Genomic DNA, 25,923 nt, shown 5'->3' with positions numbered 1-25,923 from the left:
TAATATCACTTGAAAAACAATTCCACAAAAATACTAGCATTTATTCTAATAGCAATACTTATTTGCGCTTGTAATGCTGTAAAAAGAGTTCCGGACGGAAAAAGTCTTCTTACTAAAAACAATATTCTTGTAAATGGAAAGTCTACAAATGATGAAACGGCATCCAATCAAATGTACCAAAAACCAAATGGTACCTTACTGGGATACAAATTACGTCTGAATTTATACAACCTAGCCAATTTAAATCCGGATTCTACGTATCAGGCAAAATTTAAAAACAATCCGGGCTTATATGAGCGTCAGGCAAAACTATTATCTGCCAAACAGGTAGACCGTCTTGGACAATCTTTTTTATACAAAGGAATTCACGAATTTTTAAAAAGTACCGGAGAACCCCCTGTTATTATTGATACGACAAAAACAAAAAAATCTTTGTTGCGCCTGAAATTTTACTATTTCAACAATGGGTATTTTAATGTAAAAACCGATTATAACATTGACACCACTGTAGGGCGCAAAAAAGCCAAAATCAATTATAACATTACCACAGGCCCGGCTTTTCTTCTGGATTCCATCAGAACCAGTATTATGACTCCGGCCTTAGATTCCTTGTACAAAACCAACAAGGAGCCTTCTTTATTAAAATCAGGAAGCCAATATAAAACTTCAGATTTCGAAGACGAGAAAAACCGCATCACCACCTATTTCAGGAATCATGGCGCCTATTTCTTCCAGCCAACTTATGTGACTTATGACATTGATACGATTGGAAAAAAAAACAAAGCCGATGTGAATTTAATCATCAACAACAACACTATTCAGGAAAGGGATTCCAGCAGAACAGAGCCTTTTAAAATATATAAAATAAGTGATGTAAATATCTATACTGATTATTCACCGGCCAACTCAAAAACCCCGATCAAAGACAGTACAACTTACAACAACTTTAATCTGTACAGTTATAAAAAATTAAAATACAAACCGCGCGCTATTACAGATGCTGTTTTTATTTCAAAAGGAAGTACTTTCTCAGACACCAGAACAACGCTTTCGACACGATACTTAAACAACCTGAAGATTTTCAATTATCCGTCGATACAATATGAAGTAGACAAACGCGATCCATTGGCACAATCACTGATTGCGAATGTTTTTTTAACGCCACGAAAAAAATACAGTTTCGGAGCCACTTTAGATTTAACACATTCCAATATTCAGGATTTTGGAATCGGCGCCAGTATTTCTGAAACGATCCGAAACGTCTTTAACAGGGCTGAAACTTTAGAGATTTCGGCACGTGTAAATATCGGGTCCTCAAAAGACATGGCCAATCCGAATAATAATTTCTTTAATGTTTCGGAATATGGTCTGGATATGAAATTAAATTTCCCAAGAATCTTACTGCCTTTCGGAACCGAAAAAATTATTCCGAAAAGAATGATTCCGTCCACAAGTATCTCGAGCGGTTTCTCCAAACAAAGGAACATTGGTCTCGATAAAGAAAATTTCACGGGCGGACTTGCTTACAATTGGTCTCCGAAGCGAAACAACACTGCAAAATTCGAATTGCTGAACGTTCAGTTTGTACGCAACCTAAACCCGGACAATTACTTCAACGTGTATACTTCGTCGTATAATGAGCTGAATAATATCGCCAGCACCTACAATGTAAACGGTGACAATCTGGACCTCAGTAATAACCTGATCATCACAAAAGGAACCGCAGGTTTCACCGATGATGTTTTAAACGGACGAACGTTGTTAACACCCGGGAATGCCGACTACAAACAAGTCGAAAGTATTGAAGAACGAAGAGTGCGTCTGACCGAGAATGATTTTATTCTGGCCACCAGTTATACGTTCACCAAAACCACCAAAAAAGATCTGGCCGACAATACTTTTTATCAGTTTAAAACAAAAATAGAATCTGCAGGTACGCTGTTAACTGCAATTTCAAATATTGCTAACCTGCCTAAAAATATTAGCGGAAATTACGAAATATTCAACTTAGAATATTCAGAATACATCAAAACCGAATTTGATTATATCAAACACTGGGATTTTGGAAAAGAAAAAGTACTGGCCGTACGAAGCTTCTTTGGAATCGCAATTCCGTTCGGAAATTCAAATTACATTCCGTTCTCCCGAAGTTATTATTCCGGAGGTTCCAATGATAATCGTGCATGGCAGCCCTACTCATTGGGTCCGGGGACTACCAATGCTTCAAATGATTTTAATGAGGCCAACATGAAAATAGCGCTTAGTGCCGAATTTCGATTTAAGGTATTTGGAGACGTGAAAGGAGCTATCTTTGCAGATGCCGGAAATATCTGGAATGTGCTCGATAATGTCATCGATGAGAAGGCGAAATTCACTGGCGTAAACGATTTAGCTGAAATTGCTTTGGGTTCCGGATTTGGTTTACGTTACGATTTAAGCTTCTTTGTGATTCGTTTAGATTTAGGCTTCAAGACCTATAATCCGGCGTATGACGAAGGAAATCGTTGGTTCAAAGAATACAATTTTGGTCACTCGGTTTTAAATTTTGGAATAAATTATCCGTTCTAATGCTAATTAATTCTTATTTTTGCAACCTAAAAACTAAAAACAACTATAAAAAAAATTACAATGGCACACAATATCAAACCAGGAGTAGCTACAGGAGATCAGGTTCAGGAGATTTTTAATTATGCGAAAGAAAAAGGATTTGCACTTCCGGCAGTAAATGTTACGGGTTCAAGTACAATCAATGGCGTTCTTGAAACTGCAGCTAAACTAAACGCTCCGGTTATCATTCAGTTCTCCAACGGAGGAGCACAATTTAACGCTGGTAAAGGATTATCTAATGCAGGTGAAAAAGCAGCAATCGCTGGTGGAATCGCAGGCGCAAAACATATTCATACTTTAGCAGAAGCTTACGGGGCAACTGTAATTTTACACACTGACCACTGTGCCAAAAAATTATTGCCTTGGATTGATGGTTTATTGGATGCTTCTGAAAAACATTTTGCAGAAACAGGAAAACCATTATTCAGTTCGCATATGATCGATTTGTCTGAGGAGCCAATCGAAGAAAACATCGAGATCTGTAAAGAATATTTGGCTAGAATGAGCAAAATGGGAATGACATTGGAAATCGAGCTTGGAATTACAGGTGGTGAAGAAGATGGTGTTGACAACTCTGATGTAGACAGCTCAAAATTATACACACAACCGGAAGAAGTAGCGTATGCTTACGAGGAATTATCTAAAGTAAGCCCTAAATTTACAATTGCAGCCGCTTTTGGTAACGTTCACGGGGTTTACAAACCAGGAAACGTAAAATTAACTCCAAAAATCTTAAAAAATTCTCAGGATTTCGTTCAGAAAAAATTCAACACGGGACATAATCCGGTAGATTTCGTTTTCCACGGAGGTTCAGGTTCTACATTGGAAGAAATCAGAGAAGGAATTAGCTACGGAGTAATCAAAATGAATATCGATACCGATTTACAATTTGCATACACAGAAGGAATTCGTGATTATATGGTTAAAAACATTGACTATTTAAAAACACAAATCGGTAACCCTGAAGGTGCTGAAGCTCCTAACAAAAAATATTATGACCCAAGAAGATGGGTGCGTGAAAGCGAAGTGACATTCAATACAAGACTGGAGCAGGCTTTTGCAGACTTGAATAACGTAAATACACTATAAATTTTAGATTTATGATTTTAGATTTTAGATTTCTCGAAGTCTAAAATCTAAAATCTAAAGTCTAAGATCTAAAATCTAAAAAAATGGCTTGGTTTAAAAGACAGGAAAAAGGGATTACGACCGCTACAGAAGATAAGATGGACGTTCCGAAAGGATTGTGGTACAAATCTCCAACAGGAAAAATTATTGATGCTGACGAATTAGCCCGAAACTTATTTGTGAGTCCTGAAGATGATTTTCACGTTAGAATTGGAAGCGCAACCTATTTTGAGATTTTATTCGACAACAATGAGTTTGTTGAATTAGATAAAAACATGACTTCTAAAGATCCTCTGCATTTTGTGGATACAAAAAAATATGCAGAAAGACTGAAAGATGTAATGGAAAAAACCCACCTTAAGGACGCTGTACGTACCGGAGTGGGAAAATCGAAAGGAAAAGAACTGGTAATCTGCTGTATGGATTTTGCCTTTATCGGTGGTTCTATGGGAGCTGTTGTAGGAGAGAAAATCGCAAGAGGAATTGATCACGCGATCAAAAACAACATGCCTTTTGTAATGATTTCAAAATCTGGTGGAGCCCGTATGATGGAAGCCGCTTATTCGTTAATGCAGCTGGCTAAAACCTCTGTTAAACTGGCACAGCTTGCAGAAGCAGGATTACCGTACATTTCTTTATGTACAGATCCTACCACCGGAGGAACTACTGCCTCTTACGCCATGTTGGGAGATATTAATATTTCTGAGCCGGGTGCTTTAATTGGTTTTGCAGGTCCGCGTGTGGTTCGTGATACGACAGGAAAAGATTTACCGGAAGGTTTCCAGACTGCCGAATTTCTTTTAGAACACGGTTTCCTTGACTTTATTACGCCAAGAAAAGATTTAAAGGATAAGATCAACTTATATATTGATTTAATTCAAAACAATAACATCAGATAGTTTATAAAAACTTTTAAAATACCAAACCCGACAGCCTTAAAAACTGTCGGGTTTCTTTTTTATAAAAAAAATTACAGCTGCATTTTTTTTGTAGCTTTTTTTTTATAAATTAGCCGCCTATATACCCCCTGTAAGCCAAATTTGTAATTTATAAAACCATTTATATGCCAACCAAAAACTTCATCCCGTTTATTAAAACAGTGGTGTTTGCCATTGTATTAAGTCTTTCAGGCTGCAGCAGCGAGTCAGAAATAATAGAAAACTCCGACAAGAAAAGTATATTAATGCTGCATAAAAATTATTAGTTCCTTAAATCGAAAGAATCGCTTTTTAATGCCATAACGAATTCAGGCACCCAAAAAACAAGCTCCAAAAGAACCGTTCAGGCTTTGGATTTTAAAATTTTTACCGACAAACTGACCTATGTAAAAAATGACGAACAAGCCAAAGAGTCGTTTACCTTTTACATCGAGCGAAATAATTATTCACCCGCCAACAACACGATTGAGAACCTCATCCTGACCAAACGCTTTAACGAGGATCAATACAAAGCGTACATTATTATCTATTTCTTTCCTGACGGGATCGCGAGTGAGCATAAAAACTTTAAGGTAACAGGGTTTAAAGCCGTAAACAGCGAAACCTTTTCGTTTAACAACCTGACTTCTAAATCGGCCTGTGAAAATACATACGAGTATACTGTAATCGAAACTGCGCATAAGTGCTACAGCGGAGCCCATTCCGGATCTTCCGAAGCAGCCAATTGTGAGGGTAAAGGTTCTTTGCCTTATTCGACCTATCAGATTGTCGCCTACCAAATTGCCTCTTGCGGAGAAAGCATGGGAGGCGGTGGCATGGGCGGAGACCAAAGTGGTACCGGAGGTGGTAGCAGCAGCACTCCGGGAAGCGGCGGCAGCGGTCCTGTAGATACGGGGATTTCTTTGCCTCCTTCCTGTCAGTCTGTAGATTGTGAGGTGCCGATACTGGCCAACGACATCAACGTGTTATTGGGAAACACGCTTAATTTTGAGCAATTGACCTTTTTATTCAATAACGATAACATTGCTAATGAAGTAAAAAATTACCTGGATCAGAATACTAATGCTGCGGCTAAAAAATTTGGTATTTGGGCAATTAATTATTTCATTAACAATCCATCTGTAACATTCGAACAATTTAAAAATCAATTCATGGGTAGTTCAGAAGGAAATGATGGAACATATGATCCTGTATTTTGGGAGAACCCTAATTTGACTTTTCCAAAACAAAATCTACCTAAATGGTCTGATTTTAGCTCAAATTTTCCCTATGATTCTGATCCCAAATACGATACTCCTCAAAAAATGTATAATTCAATAGGAGGTGATGTTGCCTCTTTATATTCAGGACCTAAAACTAATACCTGTGCTATACGTTTATCAAAAGCATTAAATTATTCTGGTGTAATAATACCCAATTTACCTGGTAAAACTTTTAAGGGAGCAGATAATAAATTTTATTTTAAAGCTGCTTATGAAATTAATTTATGGATGAGAGCAACTTTTGGCACTAACCCTGCCTCAACGATAAATCCTAAAACACCTTACAATCCCAATCATTCTCAATATTCAGAAGCAGATGCTGGTACTAATGGTGTAAATTTGCCCAGATTATTATTAGGAAAAAAAGGAATATACTCTATTTACTCAAGTAATTTTAACTGGGCAACAGGACATGCTGATTTACTAAAAAGTGATGCTACTTGCGGAAATGAATGTCATTTTTATGACGCCCCTATTTATAGATTAGATATATGGATTTTAAATTAAAAATTATGAAATACATTTTAATACTACTATGTTTCTGCTCTTGCAGCAAAAACTCATATGAAAAGTTTAGTTATACCAAAAGTAATAACCCATGGATAACAGCCTATAAGGATAATGTTTTTTTCGCTTGTCTTAAGGAAAGCTATAAAAACGATTCTATTTATGAACTAATAGAGCAGAAAGATGCATTAAATCCATACGATGGTTTAAGTCTTAAAGCCTTGAATGAAACTAGAAAAATGGGACAGAACATTGTTAAGAACATGCCAAAACCTAAAATGTGTGAGAATTGTAAAGAAGGTGAAAATTATTATATGTCAAATTGTTTACATTATTATGCAAGCAGAGAATTAGACTCTATTGCAAAATCTGCTTACAAAGAACATTTAAAAAATGAATAATACATAATATGTTGTAAAGATGGTTAAAGCTTGATAAACTTGATACAAACATAAAACTGGCGATAATTAAAAAAAATAATTTACTGAAAAACATATTGAGTATAAGCTATAATAAATTAATATGAAAACCATAATTGTTTTATTTTTTATTTCCAGTTTTGCTTTTTGTCAGGATGTCGATAGTATTAAAAAGCTGGACACCATCTATATCGCATTTAAAAAACATGCCAATGAAAAAAAAGAGGTTTATGCTGCAAATTTCAGACGCTATAGTTTTTTGTTAAAAACAGAAGAGGATAAAACCAAACAAATTGTATTTGAGAAACCTGATGTAAAAGATTCTTTAGTTAATGAAGGTGATTCCAACAGCTATACAAAAATTAAAAATCAATCTTTTTTACAAAAACATAAAAAGGATATTATTGGGATTGATTTTCTTAAAGACTTAGATCGAGAATACATTGCATGCAAACTGTTACGTGCTCCGAAAGTACTTTATATAATAGATTACACCGAAAAAAAGAAAAAGAAAATTATTCTTTACAGAGTCTATTTGTTAGATTTTTGTCCCGTGCATGAGTGACAAAATAAAATGAGTTTAAATGAAAAACATTTTATACATAATAGCAATACTTATCACATCAACGACTTATAGTCAGGATTATGTTAGTTTAAAAAAATCTGATACTATTTATGTTCTTTTTAAAGGTAAAAAAAACGAACGAAAATCGATTCAGCCACAAACAAAATATAATTATGACGACAGAGTGTATTCTTTTTTTATTTTTGATCAGGAATCATTAGACCTTTATCATCGTAAATATTCAAGTTATGAAAATAGTGTTGCCAATATCGTATCTGATGTAAAAGTGGTAAACAAAAGTTTTATTAAAAAAAACAAAGCCAAAATTATAACACCAAAATTCATAAAGAAGAAGAACCTCTGTAAAATCGTTGCTGAAATTTTAAATCATCACAGAGTTATCTACATCATTGATTGTACTGAAAAAAAAGAGAACAAAATTAAGCTATATGAAGTCGAAGTCGGCACAATATGCCGTGGAGATGGTTAATCCTAGTAGTCATAGTTAATTCAAAATATTATCTTATCAATTCTAATACCTTTTATAAATCTGAAATTATAAATCTAGAACATGAAAGCAATAATAGTATTACTTCTACTATCAATATCAGGTACTATTTATAGTCAGGATTATGCCACTTTAAAAAAATCGGATACTATTTACGTTCTATTTAAAGGTAAAAAAAAGGAGAATAAAGGCGTTTCTGCTGATCATGTTGATAGGTCTTATGATTTTTTTGATTTTGATGAACCATTATATTTTTTCCATTATAAATATCTTGGATATGAAAGAAAAATAGCCAATATAGTCTCTGATGTTAAAATAGTAGATAAAAGTTTCATCAAAAAAAATAAGGCCAAAATTATTACACCAAAATTCATAAAGAATAATAGCCTGTGTAAGATTGTTGCTGAAATTTTAAATAATAGTAAAACAATTTATATTATTGATTACACTGAAAAAAAGAATACAAAAATTAAGTTGTATGAAGTTAAAATGAACACAACAGTGTGTAATGGAGATGGTTAAATCTTAATAACCAAACCACTGGTTGTATCCGCAAACAGATATAAGCAAATATGAAAAAAATAATTATAGTCGTAATTCTTTTATTTGTCAATGAGGCTTACAGTCAGCCGCATGCTATCACATCGGCAGATACTTTATACGTATTGTTCAAATCAAATAAATTTCAAATAAAAAATATTTACGAAGGTTCTTCTAAGAGCAATTACCTATTTAGGCAATACAATTTCTTGTTTACACATAATGAAGAAACTAATTTTACCTTTTATCACAACGAATATTTAGGGATTGACACTAAAAATGATCTCGTGAAATCTCAAATTATAACCGTAAATAAAAAGTTTTTAAGGAAGCATAAAAAGGCAATTATAGGAATTAAGTATTTCAGAAAATTTGGTGTTTGCGATTCTCTTTACAGGAGTCCAAGAAAGCCCAAAACAATTTATATTATTGACCTGGACGAGAGAAAAAAAGGTAAAGTTATTTTATATCAGGCATCCGGGGCATCAAGATCTTGCACGAAAGAAGACTAACTATTTACAAACCATATGAAAACTATAATTGTCTTGTTTTTTGTTTCCACTTTTGCTTTTTGCGAGGATATTAATCACATAAAAACGCTTGACACCGTTTACGTTGCGTTTACAAAAGGAAAAAATCAGGAAAAAAAGGTGTATTCTGACAATTTCAGAGAATATACCTTGTCTTTAAACTCGAAAAAAGAAAATCGGACAGAACAATTACTATTTAGTAAACCCGATCGTAAAAATTCAATGACAGAAAAAGGTTCTTTAAGAATTGATACGAGAATTGAAAAAAAATCCTTTTTAAAAAAACATCAAAGAGATATAATTGATTTAGACTTTCTCAAAAATTTTACAGAAGAATATATTGTTTGCGAATTATTATCCCGATCACAAACGTTCTATATTATTGATCTCACCGAAAAGAAAAAAAGGAAAGTTGTTTTATATAGTGTGTTTCTATTGAATTACTGTCCGATTGGGGAATGATTACTTCCAATTGTTCAAAAAACTATACGTATTGGAGAAGTTAACTTAATAAAAATCATATGCCATGAAAGCAATAATTGTATTACTTATGATAACTATATCCGGAACGATTTATAGTCAGGATTATGCTACTTTAAAAAAATCAGATACCGTTTATGTTTTTTTTAAGCAAAATCAGTACAAGCAAATATATATGCCTCAATCGAAGGGATATGGCGACTATATTTTTGTTTTTAATGAATACTACAAACATACCCAGATAATGCTGTACCATAATCCGTATATTGCTGAGGAGAAAAAAGAAAAAAAATCATTTCTAAAAAAACATAAAAGTATTATGATTAATTACGATTTTCTAATTAACATGCTCAGTTATCAGGATGCTAAAAAGCTGCTATTGAGCAAAAAAAAGATTTATGTCATAGATGACAATGATACCGGATGGTTTTCAATAAAGCTTAAAGAAGTTAAGGTAAATGACTATAATAATAATCCTATCGAATAAGTAAAATGCAGCATACTAAAATTATATCAGCCTCTACCGTTCAAAACAGCACTTTCTTCTATTTCGTTTTAAGTGTTTTATGCTGTCTTCCTTTTAAATCAAATGGGCAGGATATTAAAAAGATAAAAGAATCAGACACTTTATATGTTTATTTCAAATACGATAATATGAATCAAATGAAAGAGTCAAACAACATTGTAAACAGAGATAATTACAATTACTCTTTTGTTTTTGATGCTGACAACACAAAAATAAGACAGGATTTAACACTGGTTAATCATTACACAATTACTCCGGAAGTGAAGTTTGTCAAACACTCATTTCTGAGAAAAAGAAAAGACATTACGGTCAATTATAATTTTCTTAAAACATTAGGGTTTCGTGAAAGTGAAAAACTGCTTTTAGAAAAGAAGAAAATATACTTGATCGATTATGAATATCTTTCTCATCATAAAGTAAGAGTAGCAGAAGTAAAAATGGTTGACAGAAGCAGTCTTATATCCATTGAATAATTAAATAATTCCCGTGACAAAACAAAAATCACAATTAAGTTTGTCAGACTTTCTGTTTCAAAATTTCTGTTGTAATTTTTTTGTCGTAAAAAAAATTACAACAATTTATTTACAACACTTTTGTTGTAAAATTTCTGTTGTGAAAAAAAATACAACAATTAGTTTACAACAAAAGTGTTGAAAAATTAAAATTACAACTAAACTTTCAACAGCAATAAAACGCAATACATACTACTTCATTATTAATCCCTAAAAAATTACATTTTTACTTTATAAATTTTAAGCAACCATTTCACCCCGAAAAAACGCTAAAAAAGTAACTTACAAAATCTAAGCTGTTTTTTACCAAAAGCATTTTTTTTTAAAGCAATATAAATATCTTTGAAGTATGAGCACAGCGACAAAACCAAATCATATCGGGCGAAAAATTAGCCGTATTCGTGAACGGAAAGACATGAAACAGGAAGCCCTGGCAAAAGCTTTAGGAACCGACCAACAGGCCATTTCGATTATCGAGAACAGCGAAACTATAGACGAGGAAAAACTTAAAGAAGTAGCGAAAGCACTTGGTGTAAGTGTTGAAGCGGTAAAAAACTTTAAAGAAGAAAATATGATTAGTTATTTCAATAATTTTTATGACAACAGTAGTGCTGTCAATAGCTTTATCGCTAACCCAAGTCACTGCACATTTAACGCATTAGATAAAATAATGGAAATGGCAGATGAAAACAGAAAATTGTACGAACGTCTGATACAGTCAGAAAAAGAAAAGAATGAATATTTGGAAAAACTGCTAAAAGCAAAATAAGCTTTTTCGAAACCCATGCATTTTAATAAAAAATCCCGAGGAAATTTTTCCCCGGGATTTTTTACTTTGGCCTGTCCAAAAATGATATCGCTAAAGCTGTACTATTTTTTAGGTCTTCCCCTTCTTAATTCTTTTTCGGCTATTTTGAAAGCTAATTTCTCACGCCATATCGCATAACGTTCCCTAAAAACTATTTTTACAGCACTATCTACTGCGCCGTGCAGGAACAAACTCCAGACACTGGCCATTTTTCGGGTTATCGAGCTGTCCCATGCGCGAAGACTCAGCGAAAAAGAACCGTCAATATACCGCATCCAGTGCCACATACCGGTAGGCATAAACAAGGTATCTCCGTGTTCCAGGAAAACTTCATACCCTTCAACGCCTTTCAGTGCGGGAAATTTCTCGAAGTCCGGATTGGAAACGTCATAATCCTCTAAAGCGTAGGTCGTATTGGGCACACAATAGAGCCTTTTTTTCCATTTGTAGTCAAACAGGATAATATGTTTTCTCCCACCGAAATGCGTGTGAAAAAGATGAGGCAAATCGATGTCATAATGTAAAAATGTGACGGCCTGAGAGCCTCCAAAAAACATGGCAGGCATACTTTCTATAAAGCCTCCCATTAATTCTTTTGGAATTTTAACATCCTCAACCAACTCAGGTTTGTGTTTAAAAAGATTGAAGAAAAAAATACGCAGTTGTGTGGGCTCTCTCTTTATCAGATCCAGATAATCCCCAAATTTCATAGAAGCAATAGAGGCATTGATCACTTTTTTGGGATCTGCTTTGGAGTTATCTACTAATTTGACCTCAATATCCCCTGCAATTTCCTTAAAATAATCGGTTGACCATTTTTCTCTTGCCGGCCAGTCTTTTGTTAATCCTTTTATGATTAAAGGCTTTTTTTTATCTAAATAGTTCTTCTTAAAATCTTCTCTGGAAATAGACTCAACAACATCGACAGGTTTTAGTATAAAGCTCATTTTTTCCCTAATTTAAATTGTCCGTTTCTCAAAATTATCTATTTTTTTTTATCCCGTAACATTTGTTGTAAAATAGTACCAAAGAAAAACAGTTTGTTTTCCTGCCCGAATCGCTTCAACAGGAGCAACTTTTACTTTCAAAAGCATCAAGTTTTCCAGGCCTTATATTTCAGAACCAGGCCATTTAAATCAAAAGAACCGAAGAAATATTCTCCGGTTCTTTTGATATAGTCCTGAAATTAAATCTAACAAAGAGGCAGAAACCTTAGCTTCTTAGCAGCTTAGTCCCCCAGAACCTTTGTGCCTTTGCCACTCTGCACCTTTGTACCTACTTCAAAGAAGCCATATCAATCACAAAACGATATTTGACATCGCTTTTGTTCATACGCTCATAAGCTTCATTAATGTACGACATGTCGATGATTTCGACTTCTGACGTAATATTGTGTTCAGCACAGTAATCTAACATTTCCTGCGTCTCTTTGATGCCGCCAATCAAACTTCCCATGATACTTCTTCTTTTCATGATTAACGTAAAAACAGGGATTTCTGCTGGTGCAGGAGGTGCTCCTACTACAATCATTGTTCCGTTTGTTTTCAGCAAATTCAGATAAGCATTATGATCGTGTTTAGCCGAAACGGTATTTAAAATAAAATCGAAGCTGTTCGCCAATGATTCCATGGTTTGCGGATTTGAGGTCAGGGCAAAATGATGCGCTCCTAGTTTTTTAGCATCTGCTTCCTTAGACGGAGAATGGCTTAACATCGTCACTTCGGCACCAAAGGAAACCGCAAATTTTACAGCCATATGCCCTAAGCCGCCTAAGCCTAAAACACCTACTTTATGCCCCTTACCTACTTTTAAATAGCGTAATGGAGAATAGGTAGTGATTCCGGCACACAATAAAGGTGCTACTCCTTTTAAATCTAATTTTTCAGAAACGTGAAGGGTGTAATTTTCATCGACAATAATACTGGTCGAATAACCGCCCCTTGTCGGAATATCAGTTCCTCGTTCCACACTATTGTAAGTCCCTGTCATTCCTTCATCACAAAATTGTTCCTCACCTGCCTGACAGCTCGGACACGTTCTGCAGGAATCCACAAAACACCCTACTCCGGCCAGTTCGCCAACTTTAAATTTAGAAACCTCACTTCCAACAGCAACAATTCGGCCTACGATTTCGTGTCCCGGAACTAATGGATAATTTACCGGACCCCATTCTCCTTTTGCAGTGTGAATATCAGAATGGCAAACACCACTATACAGGATTTCTATCTGAACCTGATGAGCACCAACTTCTTTTCTTTCAAACGTATAAGGTTTTAACGGATTTTCTGCATCGTATGCTGCATAAGCTTTTACTGGTATCATGTTATCATATTTTAATTAAGCTATTAAAATTACAATAAATTCTCCATCAAAATAAAATTTGAAGCTTTAAAAAAGATGATTTTTTTTAGGGTTTGAATTTACATTCCGGTCCTGATGGCCTCAACGGGATCCAGATTTGCAGCAGAAATTGCCGGTAAAATTCCCGAAATCAATCCGATAAGTGCGGCCAGACTGGTTCCTAAAATTATATTTCCGAAGCTTAAAACGAATTCAAAATCCAGTGCTTTGGTCAATATAACCGAAATTCCCCAAACCATCAGCAAGCCGATGATTCCTCCGATGACCGATAAAATAATAGCTTCGAACAAAAACTGGAATAAAATAAACCTGTTTTTGGCTCCTAACGATTTCTGGATTCCGATAAGATTGGTACGTTCTTTTACGGAAACAAACATAATATTAGCAATACCGAAACCACCAACCAACAGCGAAAAGCCACTGATAATCCAGCCTACCACATTCATCTGACCTAGAATTCCGTCAATAAAATCGGTAAAACCGGAAAGTACATTAATAAAAAAGTTGTCCATTTCACCCGCCTTCATCCCGCGGATTCCTCTTATTTTTTGTGCTATTTCGGCCTTATAAGCATCCATATCAACTCCTTTAACGGGTTTTAATACAATTACCGGTGTCATCGAATCGCTGTCGCCATACATTCGGCGTAAAAAATTGGCCGGTAAATAGACAGAGGTATCATTACTATCGCCAAAAAAACCTGCCCCTTGTTTGGTTATCACCCCAATTACGGTAAAACGCTGTCCGTAAAGCCTGATGTTTTTCCCGATGGGATCCATTGTACCAAAAAGACCCTGTGCAATTTCATATCCCAAAACAATAACGGCGGTTCCTGAATTCGATTCCGATTCGTTGTAGAACCTTCCTTTATCAAAACTCAATCCGTCAATATCGACCATTTCAAAAGAAGACGGCACAATATTGACGTCGGCAACGGTTTTAGAATCGTATTTTAAACTTTCGTGATTGACAAAAAGCTGATAGCCGACCTGTTGTGTATTGTTAAGCGAATTTTTTAAAGCAATGTATTCATCATACTTCACGTTTGGGAACTGCTCTCTTTTCCATTGCGGAATTTCAGAAGGCCCAAAACAATATTTCATCAAATAAATTGTATTTTTATCTAAACTGCTCAAATCCTTGGAAATTTTACGGTCTAAAGAATCTACTGCAGCAAGTACCGCAATAATCGAAAAAATACCGATTGTTACACCAAGTAATGACAATAAAGTACGTAATTTATTATTCCGTAAAGCATTTATGGCAAAGCTTAAACTTTCTTTTAGTAACCTTAGATAAACAATCATATTTCGTAATTTTTCAATAAAGTAAAATTCAATAATTTAAAATCAAAAACCTAACAAAAGTTAAGTTACTCATCAGTAGATTTTTTTACCATAATGTTACATTAATTTTCTTTAAAATAATATTTAAAAAAACTACTTTTGCAGTCTGAAAATCATAACTACACAATGAGCACAACTAAAACAATACAATCGGCGTTAATATCTGTTTTTTCGAAAGATGGACTGGAGCCAATCGTTAGAAAATTACACGAACAAAACGTAACACTTTATTCAACCGGAGGAACTGAAGATTTTATCAAAAATTTAGGTATTCCTGTAGTTCCGGTTGAGGACATCACTTCTTTTCCGGAAATTCTTGGCGGAAGAGTAAAAACGTTACACCCGAAAATTTTTGGCGGAATCTTAAACCGTCAGGATAACGAAAGTGACGTTCAGCAAATGAAGGAGTTTGATATCCCTCAGATTGACTTAGTGATTGTTGATTTGTATCCGTTTGAAAAAACAGTTGCTTCAGGTGCCAGCGAACAGGATATTATTGAAAAAATTGATATTGGCGGAATCTCCTTAATCCGTGCCGGTGCCAAAAACTTCAAAGACACTGTGATTGTAGCTTCGGTAAATGAATACAGTTTGCTTCTGGATTTGATTACAGCACAAAACGGAGCAACAACGCTTGAAAACAGAAGGTTGTTTGCGACAAAAGCATTCCATGTTTCCTCTCATTATGATGGTGCGATTTTTAATTACTTCAATACAGATGAAACCATTTATAAAGAAAGTATTGATAACGGTCAGATTTTACGTTACGGCGAAAATCCGCACCAAAAAGGATTCTTCTTCGGCGATTTTGACGCGATGTTTAAAAAAGTGCACGGAAAAGAGTTATCATACAACAACCTGCTGGATGTAGATGCTGCGGTCAACTTAATTAATGAGTTTAAAACTGACGGGCCAACTTTCGCCATCTTAAAACATAACAATGCTTGTGGTTTAGCTTCAAGAAAAACGATCAGCGAGGCTTACTTAGCCGCTTTGGCTTGTGATCCTACTTCTGCGTTTGGCGGAGTTTTGATTGCAAACACTAAAATTGATCTGGCTACAGCCCAGGAAATCAACAAATTATTCTGTGAAGTGGTAATCGCCCCAAGTTATGATGAGGAAGCCATTACGGTTTTACAGGAAAAGAAAAACAGAATTATATTGGTTCAGAATGAAGTGGAATTACCTTCAAGACAAGTGAGAACATGTCTTAACGGTTTGTTAATTCAGGACAGAAACAATATTACGGATACTAAAGAGCATTTAAAAACCGTTACTACTACAGCGCCGACCGCTCAGGAAGTAGAAGATTTAATATTTGCTTCGAAAATCTGCAAGAACACCAAATCAAATACGATTGTTTTTGCTAAAAACGGAACTTTAATCTCATCCGGAACGGGTCAGACTTCAAGAGTTGATGCTTTAATGCAGGCTATTGACAAGGCTAAAGCTTTCGGTTTTGATCTGACAGGAGCTTCAATGGCAAGCGATGCCTTTTTCCCTTTTCCGGATTGTGTGGAATTAGCCAAAAAAGCAGGAATAACCGCTGTTATTCAGCCAGGAGGATCAATAAAAGACGAATTAAGCATAAATTATTGCAACGAAAATAATCTTGCAATGGTATTTACAGGAACACGTCATTTTAAACATTAATTTGTTTAACTTTGTTCAAAATAATTTATAACATTTTAAACCCCTAAAAAACTTATGGGATTTTTTGATTTCATGACCGAGGATATTGCGATAGACCTTGGTACCGCAAACACTTTAATCATACATAATGATAAAGTTGTTATTGATAGTCCGTCAATCGTTGCACGTGACAGAATATCAGGCAAAATCATTGCAGTTGGTAAGGAAGCCAACATGATGCAAGGTAAAACGCATGAAAACATCAAGACCATAAGGCCTTTGAAGGACGGTGTAATTGCCGATTTTGATGCTTCGGAAAAAATGATCAATATGTTCATTAAAAGTATTCCGGCATTGAAAAAGAGAATGTTTACTCCCGCTTTAAGAATGGTAGTATGTATTCCTTCCGGAATTACTGAGGTTGAAATGCGTGCCGTAAAAGAATCGTGTGAACGAGTAAACGGAAAAGAAGTGTATCTGATTCATGAGCCAATGGCAGCAGCAATTGGTATCGGTATCGATATCATGCAGCCAAAAGGAAACATGATTGTTGATATTGGTGGTGGAACAACTGAAATTGCGGTTATTGCCTTAGGCGGAATTGTATGTGACAAATCTGTAAAAATTGCAGGGGACGTTTTCACAAATGATATTGTATATTACATGCGTACACAACACAACCTTTTTGTTGGAGAAAGTACTGCTGAGAAAATAAAAATTCAGATTGGAGCTGCTATCGAAGATTTAGACGGTCCTCCTGAAGATATGTCGGTTCAGGGTAGAGATTTACTTACCGGTAAACCAAAACAAGTAGATGTTTCTTACCGTGAAATCGCGAAAGCATTAGACAAATCGATTCAGCGTATTGAAGATGCCGTAATGGAAACCTTATCACAAACTCCTCCTGAATTAGCAGCCGATATTTACAACACCGGTATTTATTTAGCTGGTGGAGGATCGATGTTAAGAGGTCTTGACAAACGTATTTCACAAAAAACAGATTTACCGGTTTATATTGCTGAAGACCCGTTAAGAGCTGTTGTTCGCGGAACAGGAATGGCCCTTAAAAATATTGCAAAATTCAAAAGCATCTTAATAAAATAAGATTCAAAATAAACAATTCCTATATTTTTATCAGAGTCAGATTGAATCATCTGACTCTAATAAAATTTGAACCCAATAGCATATCCTGAAACAAAATAACCGAACAAGAAATGCAGCAAATTTTTAATTTCATTATAAGAAACAGTAATCGATTGCTGTTTTTGCTGCTTTTAGGTATTTCGTTGGCTCTCACAATTCAATCTCATTCGTACCATAGAAGCAGAGTAATCAGTTCAGCGAATTTTTTAAGCGGAGGTGTTTATGAAAGAATTAATCGCGTAAACGAATATTTGAATCTAAGAACACAAAACGACGAACTGGTACTTGAAAACGCAAGATTAAAAAGTCTTTTATTCAATAAGGAAGATACCACAAAGGTACCTTTAGCAGACAGCATCAAAGGTGTTAAACCTGCGGATATTATTGTTTCAAAGGTGATTCACAACTCCTACAATACACATGAAAACTATATCACTTTAAACTCCGGTGCAAAAGAAGGGGTGAAACCGGATATGGGGGTTATCAATAGTCTAGGAATTATTGGTGTTGTAGACAATACTTCAAAAAACTATTCTACTGTGGTTAGTATTCTGAATATGAAATCGCAGATCAATGCCAAAATCAAGAAATCAAATCACTTTGGTTCTTTGACCTGGAATGGTAAAAGTACCGGATTTGTACAGCTGGAAGACGTTCCAAGATTAGCTTCGATCAGAAAAGGAGATACGATTGTGACCGGTGGCCAATCTGTAATTTTCCCGGAAGGAATTAACATCGGAACGGTAGATAAAATATACATTAAGGATAAAACCAGTTTCTATGTGATCAACGTAAAACTGTTTAATGACATGACCAATCTGGGACATGTTTACATTATTAAAAGTAAAGACAGAGAAGAACTTATTAATTTAGAAAAAAAGGAGAAAGATGAATAGCGCATTGTTAGTCAATATTTTTCGATTTATTATGTTACTGGCAATTCAGGTTGTTATTTTCAATAATATGAATTTCTTAGGATACATAAGTCCTTTTCCTTATATATTATACATTATTCTCTATCCTGTAAACAGTAATAAATCGGGTTTAATTATCTCCAGTTTTTTGCTGGGATTAACGATGGACATGTTTTGTAATTCAGGCGGAATTCATGCGACAGCCTGTGTTATTTTAGCATATTACAGGCCTTATATTTTCAAATTTTCATTTGGACTGAGTTACGAATATCAGACTATAAAACTAAACGAATCACTTACGCCGGAAAGGTTTTCCTTTATTTTAGTTTCCGTGATACTGCACCACATTATCCTGTTTACGCTTGAAGCTTTCCAGTTTAAATTTATTGGTGACATTTTACTCCGAACTTTATTCAGTTCTATTTTTACCATAATCGTTTCCATTATAATAATATATCTTATTAAGCCCAATAAAAGATGAGAAAAGTTCTGCTGCCCTCTTTAATTATTATTGCAGCATCTTTGCTAGTGATCAGGATATTTTATTTGCAGATTATTGATGATTCTTTCAAATTAAAATCAGAAAATAACGCAATTAAGAAAGTCTATGATTATCCCGAAAGAGGATACATCTATGACCGAAACGGTAAATTATTAGTAGCCAACCAGGCCTCTTATGACATCATGGTTATTCCGCGCGAAATCAAGGAAGACCTGAACGTGGATGAATTCTGTACGTTATTGAATATCACAAAAGACGAGTACCAGAAAAGAATTGCCAAGGCCCGGGTATACAGTCCGAGATTGCCTTCCGTTTTTCTATCTCAATTAAATAAAGCCGAATTTGCTGCTTTTCAGGAGAAAATCAGGAAATATGAAGGCTTTTATTTCCAAAAAAGATCACTTCGTGATTACGAAGTGGATTATGGTGCCAATATTTTTGGTTTCATCACGCAGGTAAACGAACGATTAATTGCCAAAAATCCATACTACAATAGTGGAGATTTAATTGGAAAACAAGGCGTTGAAGAAAGCTACGAGGAAATTTTACGCGGAATAAAAGGTGTAAAATACATTCAGAAAGACAAATACAACCGGGAAATTGGTTCTTATAAAGAAGGAAAATACGATACGATTGCAGTAGCAGGAGAAGATATTAACCTTACTATAGATGCCGAACTTCAAAAGTATGGGGAAGAATTGATGATTAATAAAAGAGGGGGAATTGTGGCAATTGAACCTAAAACAGGTGAAATCCTTGCACTGGTTACGGCTCCGTCTTATGATCCGGGTATTTTGGTTGGGCGTCAAAGATCTAAAAACTATACGCTTTTGTATCACGATTCTATCGCAAAACCATTGTACGACAGAGGTCTTTTAGCGGAATATCCTCCGGGATCTCCGTTTAAAATCTTAACCGGACTGGTTGCCCTACAGGAAGGTGTCATTAACGAACAAACTACTTTTATGTGCCATCATGGTTTTAGTTATGGTAGAGGCCGTTTTATGAAATGCCACGGTTTTGGACCACACCAGTTGCATAATGGAATTTACAATTCGTGTAATACCTATTTTGCCCAGTCGTATATGCTGACGATTAATAAATATGGTGACCCTGCGAAAGCGGTAGATGTATGGAGTAATCACGTAAAAAGTTTCGGTTTAGGCCAATTTATGGGATACGATTTACCAACCGGTAAAAAAGGAAATATTCCAACCTCGAAAACTTACAAAAAAATATACCCTAATGGCGGCTGGAGAAGTACTACTATTGTATCAAACGCGATTGGACAGGGAGAAGTTTTAATGACCCCAATTCAATTAGCCAATATGATGGCGACTGTTGCCAATCAGGGATATTACTATACGCCTCATATTATTAAAAAAATTGAAGGCAAAAAAATTGATGCAAAATTTACCACGAAACACGAGACTACAATTGACAAAAAGTATTTTCCTCCGGTTATCAGTGGTTTGTTTGATGTATACAACAAGGGAACTGCTTACGCTTTAAGAGTGGAAGGAATCGATATTTGCGGAAAAACGGGAACGGCTGAAAACTATGCAAAAATCGATGGTGTGAGAACAAAACTAAAAGACCACTCTATTTTTGTGGCTTTTGCACCAAAAGACAATCCTAAAATCGCAATCGCGATTATGATTGAAAATGGAGGTTTTGGAGCAACGGTTGCGGGGCCAATTGCCAGTTTGATGGTGGAAAAATACCTAAGAAAAAAAATCTCAAGAACCGATCTGGAAATTCGGGTTTTAAACAAAAGCTTAGTTAGCGAATATGCCAAAGTTGGAGGAATAAATCCGGCGAGCTTAATTGAATCTACACCAAAAGATTCCGTTTTAAAAGCTAAGATTATTGTTCCAAAAACGGTAACCCCAAAAACAGAGATTAAAAAAACTACAGTAGACACAACAAAAGAAAATTAAAAGATCATTTCAAATGAGAAATCAAAGTGTAAAAAATAATATTGACTGGATAAGTGTTATTATCTACGCTGTACTTGTGGTATTGGGGTGGCTAAACATCTATTCTTCTTCATTATTATCTACTGATGGTACGTATGAAAAGCAATTAATTTTTATTGCCTGTACCATTCCTTTAATTTTTATTGTTCTCTTTGTAGATGGTAAATTTTATGAAAAATACGCCAGTATTATTTTTGGCGTGTCCTTACTGTCATTGGCAGGTTTATTCCTTTTTGGAAAAACAATTGCCGGTCAGAGATGCTGGTATGCCATTGGAAGTTTCACGATACAACCTTCAGAGTTTGCCAAAGCTGCAACTTCACTGGCACTGGCAAAATACCTGAGTGACAGTCAGATTAATTTAAAAGAAACCAACAGGCAAATTCAGGCTTTAGCGATTGTGTTTTTACCGGTTCTTCTGATATTACCACAACCCGACCCGGGAAGTGCGCTAATCTATAGTATTTTTATCGTCGTTTTGTTTCGCGAAGGATTACCGGCATGGTACGTATGGACGGGCTTTTTAGCGATATTACTGTTTGTTTTAACGCTGGTCCTGGAGCCTTATGTCGTAATTTTAATCTCTCTGGCCGTCTTAACCATTATCTATTTCAAGGGAAGAGTCGTCGATCGAAACCTTCTTTTAAGTGCGATCTTGCTGGCTATAATTTCAGGCTTTGTTCTTTCTGTTGATTATGTATTTGACAATGTTTTCAAACAACACCATAGAGACCGTTTCAATATTCTTTTAGGAAAAACTGTCGATATGAAAGGGATCGGATACAACACCAATCAATCTGAGATTGCCATTGGGTCCGGTGGCTGGATGGGAAAGGGTTTTCTGGAAGGAACTCAAACCAAAGGTGGCTTTGTACCCGAACAGCATACGGATTATATCTTTACAACTGTTGGTGAAGAGTGGGGATTCCTCGGATCCTTAGTGGTTATCGCCCTTTTTGTCGGATTGTTATTAAGAGTCATTTATTTAGCCGAAAGGCAGAAGACAAAATTCAGCCGGGTTTACGGGTATTGTGTGGCCGGAATTTTATTCACCCACTTTTTTGTAAACATTGCCATGGTGGCAGGAATTTTTCCAACTATTGGAGTGCCATTGCCTTTCTTCTCCTACGGTGGTTCCGGACTCTGGGGCTTCACTATCTTATTGTTCATCTTCTTAAAAATGGATGCTAATAAGGTTAATGAATGGTAAACTTTACAAGTTAAATTCAAATTGCGCAGCATGGGGATAAATTCCAAATTCCAATACTGAAGCTAGGGTGTAATTTTAAATTCCAATACTGAAATTCCAAATCCCAATTAGCACGTAAATAGTATCAAAATAATATAGTAGCTGATTCGTATTTTTATCACTGACTGTATCACATAAAAAAAGTCCGAAGTTTTAGCTTCGGACTTTTTTTATGTTTGTATATTTTTATGTTTATATTTTTTCGCTTGGTCTTTTCTTTAATAATTTAAGTAAAACCGGAAATGTAGAGATGATTATAATGATAATAATAATGTATTCGATATGTTCTTTTAAATCTATTCCTTCTTTTAGAAAAACGCCATATAAGTAGTGTCCTGAAAAGATCAATAAAAATGACCAGAGAAATGAACTCAGAATATTATAAAACATAAATTTCTTTTTATCCATAGAAACTATTCCGGCGATGATTGGCGCGAAAGTCCTGAAAATCGGAAGAAAACGAGCATAGATAATAGCCTTACCCCCATATTTCTCAAAGAAATCTTTTGACTGCAATAAATATTTCTTTTTAAACCAGAAGGAGTCTTCTTTTTTAAACAAATAATATCCACTCTTGGCTCCAAACCAATATCCTGTCATATTACCCAAAACGCCCATCACTGCAACCAAAGTTGAAAGCAAAAATACGTTTATAAAATCGCTTGGAATAGAAACCACATTCTGAATCAAATCACGACTATAAATACCCGCTAAAAAAAGCAAACTATCTCCGGGCAGAAAAAACCCTGCAAAAAGTCCTGTCTCAGCGAATACGATAAACAAAACAATATATAACCCAATCTGAAATCCTCCGACACTTAACGTAATATAAAATTCAGGGTTAATTAATTGAGTCCAGTCGAAATTATTCATAAATGCGTTTGGTTATATTTATAAGTTCGTGAAAGTAACAATAATTTACTTCAACCACAATAAAATGCGGTATTTTAAAGATAAATTAACGATTCAAAAAGGCCCGGTTTAAACCCGGGCCTTCAAAATTATTTTCTTTCATACTTACAGCAGGTATGCAAATTATCATAATCTGCCTGAGCTGCTTTTATCTCTTTCGTATCGTGCCCAGCCTTTGCAATTGCTTTATTAAGGTCATCCGGAGAAGATTTCTCTTCGTTCAGAATTACAGTAAGCTGGTGCGAACTAATATCCCAGTTAGCCGTCTTTACGCCCGGTACCCCAAAAGCAGCTTTTTCGATACGTTTTTTGCATTGTTCACAATTACCATTTACTTCTGTGGCATATTTTAAATTCTTGTTTTTCTTAGTCTGAGCCTGGGCTGATAATCCAAAAACAGCAATCAGGGCAATTAAAATTATAGTTTTCATTTTGTTGAATATTAAAGTTTATAAAGTTATTATTTTATTTTAAATCGTAATCCTGCATAATACATTTGCCCAAATATTGGCGCATATGCTACAGAAGCATCAAAGTTAGGTCCGAAAGGATCACTGGATCCTAAAATTGCTTTTTCCTGCTTGTAATTCCCTATGTTTTCCCCGCCGATATAGACTTCAAATACCGGAGAAAAAACTCTGGTAACCTGCATATTCATAACAGCATAAGAAGGGGAAAAATCAGGAAACTGATCTGCTGCCGGATTTGATGCCGTATAGGGTAATTGCTGTTTTCCTGACCAGTTAAAAGTGTAATCAAACTTCCATTGCCTGTCGTTATTTAAATTGGTTTCATATTCGAGGTTTCCTAAAAAACGGTGTTTTGCCTGCAAAGGCCTTTGAAAAGTTCCTCGCAGGTAATCGGTCTGAATATCGTAATACTTATAAGCTGTTCTAAGATTGAGATTGTGAATTAACTCATAATTGAACTCCACCTGAAGGCTATTCGCAAATGAATTTCCTTTAAGATTATAAAATAAAACTTCCTGAGGGCTTTGCATCAAATCGACAACGGCCTGATTCTGAAAATCCGTACGATATAAATCAAATCCGGCATCTGCGTTTTGACCCAACAATTTGAATTTCTGAGAAAAACTCACACCATAATTCCATGCTATTTCAGGATTTAAACCGTAAATTTTTCCGTTTTGGTCTAAAATTGAAAATGTTCTTGAACTGGCAAAAAGCTGCTGGTTTTCAGCAAAAATATTCGCAGAACGCTTTCCTCTCCCGGCTGAAAAACGAAGCACGCCGTCTTTCCACGGATTGTATCGCATGTGCAAACGCGGTGTTACAAAAAAACCTAAGCGGTTATGGTTATCGACTCTTCCGCCTAAAATCACACTGAAGTTATCGGTGTTATCATAGGTGTATTCAAAAAATGCCCCAACCGAATTATCGATTCTGCTGTAATCATTTACATTTACAAACTCCTGGTACTGGTCATAAGAAAAATTCAAACCTGTGGTGAATTTGTGCATCGTGTTGTTGATAATCGAATTAAAAATCAAATTCGAATAATAACTATTTTGTTTGATGTTATACTGGTTTAGACCAAAATAAGATTCCTGATTATGGCTATTGAAAGCATTTTGAAAACCAATACTCTGATACGGCATATCCTTAAAAACATAGCCTATTTTTGTAGAAACTTCAAAACGTTCCGTGTTGATTTCCGAACCCCAATAGTTAGTGGTTCCCCTGTCCCGGTCTTTATCAAAATTAACCTCACCCGTTTGTTTTTTATCATTCATATACCTGAAATTGATAAAACTCACCAAACCGCTTTCGGCATCGTAATACTGATACCGGTTCAGAATATTGATTTGTTTTCCTAAAGGATTATCCAGAAAACCGTCCTTATTCATATCATTCTTTGCCACGCGTGTATTCCCATGAAGAAAGAGACTTGTTGCCCATTTATCGGATAATTTTTTATTGAAATGGGTATTCAGCTCAAAACGCGAATCAGTAGATCCGTAAGCATTTATAAAAAACGGAATGTCACCTAACGGTTTTAATAGTTCTGTGTTAATTTGGCCTGAAATACTTTCATAACCATTAATAACACTTCCGGCACCTTTGGTAATCTGAACACTTTCGATCCAGGTTCCCGGGGTAAACGATAAGCCGTAAGCCTGAGAAGCTCCTCGGACTGACGGAATATTCTCTTCCGTAATCATTAAATACGGACTGGTTAAGCCCAGCATTTTTATTTGTTTGGTTCCCGTTAAAGCATCCGAAAAATTCACATCAATCGACGGATTTGTTTCGAAACTTTCAGCAAGGTTACAACAAGCGGCCTTTAGTAATTCTTTACTTGTAATGAGAGTCGTGTTGGCGGTAACAGTATAGGATTTTTTAATTCCTTTTTGCTTTTTTGTAATTTTCACTTCTTCCAGGTCTTCTTGCGAAAACACGGAAACGGAAAGCAAAAACATCACAAAAAGCATGATCTTTTTTTGCATAAAAAATGATTTTAATTATTTAGAAAATTCTGTTTTTGACGTTTTCAGGAAACACCAAAACAGTACAATACAAGCCTTGAGAGACTTG

The 25,923-nt window shown here is 35.3% G+C and carries 24 protein-coding genes; 18 read left to right on the top strand and 6 right to left on the bottom strand.

Annotated features, from left to right (window positions below; genetic code table 11):
• Positions 1-9: 9 nt before the first annotated feature.
• From GJU43_RS00620 to GJU43_RS00565, 12 genes are all read left to right on the top strand, one after another.
• A complete protein-coding gene (locus GJU43_RS00620; RefSeq protein WP_154338935.1) occupies positions 10-2,568 on the top strand; it encodes a BamA/TamA family outer membrane protein in 2,559 nt (852 codons plus the stop codon).
• Positions 2,569-2,628: 60 nt separating this feature from the next.
• Positions 2,629-3,696 (top strand): class II fructose-bisphosphate aldolase, encoded by a 1,068-nt coding sequence (gene fbaA, locus GJU43_RS00615; RefSeq protein WP_154338934.1) that lies wholly within the window; start codon positions 2,629-2,631, stop codon positions 3,694-3,696.
• Positions 3,697-3,779: 83 nt separating this feature from the next.
• Positions 3,780-4,634 carry an acetyl-CoA carboxylase, carboxyltransferase subunit beta gene (gene accD, locus GJU43_RS00610; RefSeq protein ID WP_042566115.1) on the top strand — a complete coding sequence of 285 codons (855 nt, stop codon included), beginning with the start codon at positions 3,780-3,782 and terminating at the stop codon, positions 4,632-4,634.
• A 389-nt stretch (positions 4,635-5,023) separates the two neighbouring features.
• Positions 5,024-6,442: a T6SS effector amidase Tae4 family protein gene (locus GJU43_RS00605; RefSeq protein ID WP_154338933.1), complete on the top strand. Its 1,419-nt coding sequence runs from the start codon at positions 5,024-5,026 to the stop codon at positions 6,440-6,442.
• 5 nt (positions 6,443-6,447) lie between these two features.
• Entirely contained in the window at positions 6,448-6,843 is a 396-nt protein-coding gene (locus GJU43_RS00600; protein ID WP_154338932.1) for a hypothetical protein, read from the top strand.
• A 121-nt stretch (positions 6,844-6,964) separates the two neighbouring features.
• A complete protein-coding gene (locus GJU43_RS00595; RefSeq protein ID WP_154338931.1) occupies positions 6,965-7,426 on the top strand; it encodes a hypothetical protein in 462 nt (153 codons plus the stop codon).
• 19 nt (positions 7,427-7,445) lie between these two features.
• A complete protein-coding gene (locus GJU43_RS00590; protein WP_154338930.1) occupies positions 7,446-7,916 on the top strand; it encodes a hypothetical protein in 471 nt (156 codons plus the stop codon).
• A gap of 81 nt (positions 7,917-7,997) precedes the next feature.
• Positions 7,998-8,456, top strand: a complete 459-nt coding sequence (locus GJU43_RS00585) for a hypothetical protein (RefSeq protein ID WP_154338929.1) — start codon at positions 7,998-8,000, stop codon at positions 8,454-8,456.
• Positions 8,457-8,506: 50 nt separating this feature from the next.
• On the top strand, positions 8,507-8,986 hold the full coding sequence (locus GJU43_RS00580) for a hypothetical protein (RefSeq protein WP_154338928.1): 480 nt from the start codon (positions 8,507-8,509) through the stop codon (positions 8,984-8,986).
• 544 nt (positions 8,987-9,530) lie between these two features.
• On the top strand, positions 9,531-9,971 hold the full coding sequence (locus tag GJU43_RS00575; RefSeq protein ID WP_154338927.1) for a hypothetical protein: 441 nt from the start codon (positions 9,531-9,533) through the stop codon (positions 9,969-9,971).
• A gap of 5 nt (positions 9,972-9,976) precedes the next feature.
• Positions 9,977-10,483: a hypothetical protein gene (locus GJU43_RS00570; protein WP_154338926.1), complete on the top strand. Its 507-nt coding sequence runs from the start codon at positions 9,977-9,979 to the stop codon at positions 10,481-10,483.
• A gap of 388 nt (positions 10,484-10,871) precedes the next feature.
• The gene (locus GJU43_RS00565; RefSeq protein ID WP_154338925.1) at positions 10,872-11,291 is read left to right on the top strand and encodes a helix-turn-helix domain-containing protein; all 420 of its coding nucleotides are present in this window, start codon (positions 10,872-10,874) and stop codon (positions 11,289-11,291) included.
• 101 nt (positions 11,292-11,392) lie between these two features.
• On the opposite strand, the gene GJU43_RS00560 is transcribed toward GJU43_RS00565, so the two are convergent.
• The 3 genes from GJU43_RS00560 to GJU43_RS00550 all read right to left on the bottom strand — a co-directional run bounded on the left by GJU43_RS00560 (position 11,393) and on the right by GJU43_RS00550 (position 14,998).
• Entirely contained in the window at positions 11,393-12,277 is an 885-nt protein-coding gene (locus tag GJU43_RS00560; RefSeq protein WP_154338924.1) for a cupin-like domain-containing protein, read from the bottom strand.
• 328 nt (positions 12,278-12,605) lie between these two features.
• Positions 12,606-13,652: an NAD(P)-dependent alcohol dehydrogenase gene (locus GJU43_RS00555; protein ID WP_154338923.1), complete on the bottom strand. Its 1,047-nt coding sequence runs from the start codon at positions 13,650-13,652 to the stop codon at positions 12,606-12,608.
• A 98-nt stretch (positions 13,653-13,750) separates the two neighbouring features.
• Positions 13,751-14,998, bottom strand: coding sequence for an ABC transporter permease (locus tag GJU43_RS00550; RefSeq protein ID WP_154338922.1), 1,248 nt, complete (start codon positions 14,996-14,998; stop codon positions 13,751-13,753).
• 165 nt (positions 14,999-15,163) lie between these two features.
• Here GJU43_RS00550 and purH point away from each other — a divergent pair, with 165 nt between their 5' ends.
• The 6 genes from purH (at position 15,164) to rodA (ending at position 22,417) form a co-directional block, all read left to right on the top strand.
• Positions 15,164-16,690, top strand: a complete 1,527-nt coding sequence (purH, locus tag GJU43_RS00545) for a bifunctional phosphoribosylaminoimidazolecarboxamide formyltransferase/IMP cyclohydrolase (RefSeq protein ID WP_154338921.1) — start codon at positions 15,164-15,166, stop codon at positions 16,688-16,690.
• Between the two features lie 54 nt (positions 16,691-16,744).
• Positions 16,745-17,773: a rod shape-determining protein gene (locus GJU43_RS00540; protein ID WP_007804822.1), complete on the top strand. Its 1,029-nt coding sequence runs from the start codon at positions 16,745-16,747 to the stop codon at positions 17,771-17,773.
• Positions 17,774-17,883: 110 nt separating this feature from the next.
• A complete protein-coding gene (gene mreC, locus GJU43_RS00535) occupies positions 17,884-18,708 on the top strand; it encodes a rod shape-determining protein MreC (RefSeq protein ID WP_154338920.1) in 825 nt (274 codons plus the stop codon).
• Entirely contained in the window at positions 18,701-19,207 is a 507-nt protein-coding gene (locus GJU43_RS00530) for a rod shape-determining protein MreD (RefSeq protein WP_154338919.1), read from the top strand. Before mreC ends, GJU43_RS00530 begins: the two co-directional genes overlap by 8 nt.
• Positions 19,204-21,168 carry a penicillin-binding protein 2 gene (mrdA, locus tag GJU43_RS00525; protein WP_154338918.1) on the top strand — a complete coding sequence of 655 codons (1,965 nt, stop codon included), beginning with the start codon at positions 19,204-19,206 and terminating at the stop codon, positions 21,166-21,168. Before GJU43_RS00530 ends, mrdA begins: the two co-directional genes overlap by 4 nt.
• Positions 21,169-21,181: 13 nt before the next feature.
• Positions 21,182-22,417, top strand: coding sequence for a rod shape-determining protein RodA (gene rodA, locus GJU43_RS00520; protein ID WP_154338917.1), 1,236 nt, complete (start codon positions 21,182-21,184; stop codon positions 22,415-22,417).
• A 231-nt stretch (positions 22,418-22,648) separates the two neighbouring features.
• Here rodA and GJU43_RS00515 read toward each other — a convergent pair whose 3' ends face one another.
• The 3 genes from GJU43_RS00515 to GJU43_RS00505 form a co-directional block, all read right to left on the bottom strand.
• Positions 22,649-23,329 (bottom strand): DedA family protein, encoded by a 681-nt coding sequence (locus GJU43_RS00515; RefSeq protein ID WP_154338916.1) that lies wholly within the window; start codon positions 23,327-23,329, stop codon positions 22,649-22,651.
• Positions 23,330-23,457: 128 nt separating this feature from the next.
• A complete protein-coding gene (locus GJU43_RS00510; RefSeq protein WP_154338915.1) occupies positions 23,458-23,799 on the bottom strand; it encodes a heavy-metal-associated domain-containing protein in 342 nt (113 codons plus the stop codon).
• A 29-nt stretch (positions 23,800-23,828) separates the two neighbouring features.
• Positions 23,829-25,835 (bottom strand): TonB-dependent siderophore receptor, encoded by a 2,007-nt coding sequence (locus tag GJU43_RS00505; protein WP_154338914.1) that lies wholly within the window; start codon positions 25,833-25,835, stop codon positions 23,829-23,831.
• Between the last annotated feature and the right edge of the window lie 88 nt (positions 25,836-25,923).

The sequence above is a fragment of the Flavobacterium sp. LC2016-23 genome (genome assembly GCF_009674775.1).
In the GTDB taxonomy this organism is placed as follows: domain Bacteria; phylum Bacteroidota; class Bacteroidia; order Flavobacteriales; family Flavobacteriaceae; genus Flavobacterium.
The sequence above is the reverse complement of the archived record's forward strand: the minus strand, read 5'-3'. Positions and strand labels throughout refer to the sequence as shown.